The organism is Sphingomonas yabuuchiae (assembly GCF_001477495.1).
GTDB lineage: Bacteria > Pseudomonadota > Alphaproteobacteria > Sphingomonadales > Sphingomonadaceae > Sphingomonas > Sphingomonas yabuuchiae_A.
This window is the reverse complement of record NZ_LDTF01000138.1, coordinates 1-639: the sequence shown is the minus strand read 5'-3', so window position 1 is coordinate 639 and position 639 is coordinate 1. Positions and strand designations below refer to the sequence as shown.

General features: G+C 61.0%; 1 tRNA gene and 1 rRNA gene. Both read left to right on the top strand.

From position 1 onward, the window contains the following. Positions 1-150 precede the first annotated feature (150 nt). Positions 151-265: ribosomal RNA gene (gene rrf / locus NS355_RS17630) — 5S ribosomal RNA — on the top strand. 55 nt (positions 266-320) lie between these two features. Further along, positions 321-397: transfer RNA gene (locus tag NS355_RS17625), tRNA-Met, on the top strand. Positions 398-639: the final 242 nt, after the last annotated feature.

The following is a 639-nucleotide window of genomic DNA, read 5'->3' as shown; positions in this document are numbered from 1 at the left end:
CAGCCCTGGGCTAGATGGCATACGGGTGCGGTCATAATCCCCAAGCCAGGTGCATCGATTTTATACCCACACACCCCGAAGCGAGGCCTCCTCACCTCGGGGCCCCATCAAGTACCACTTGATGGGGATTGTTATTCGCGGACTCTATTGCCTGGTGGCCATAGCGTCGGTGTCCCACCCGATCCCATCCCGAACTCGGCCGTGAAACCCGACTGCGCCAATGGTACTACTGCTCAAGCAGTGGAAGAGTAGGGCGTCGCCAGGCATTACAGCCCGCGAATACACAAAAACCCATTCACATCGTCTCTGCCCAACACCTCCGCGGGGTGGAGCAGCCCGGTAGCTCGTCAGGCTCATAACCTGAAGGCCGCAGGTTCAAATCCTGCCCCCGCAACCACCTCAAACACCAAACACAACCGCCTCTGGATACCCCGAGGCGGCTTTTTTGTGCCTCTTTGGTTTGGCGCCCCCGGCACCCGTTCAGGCCGGCCACCAACTGCCAGCCTCCCGCACAGTCCGGGCTCTCCAAACCGCCATTGCCGGGTTCCCTTCGCCTTCGAATGCGCCTCACGCACAATAGCGGTTTCGAGGAACGTTCCGCGCCGTCTGGCCTGGCCTGACCGGAGTGGATCGTCTCCC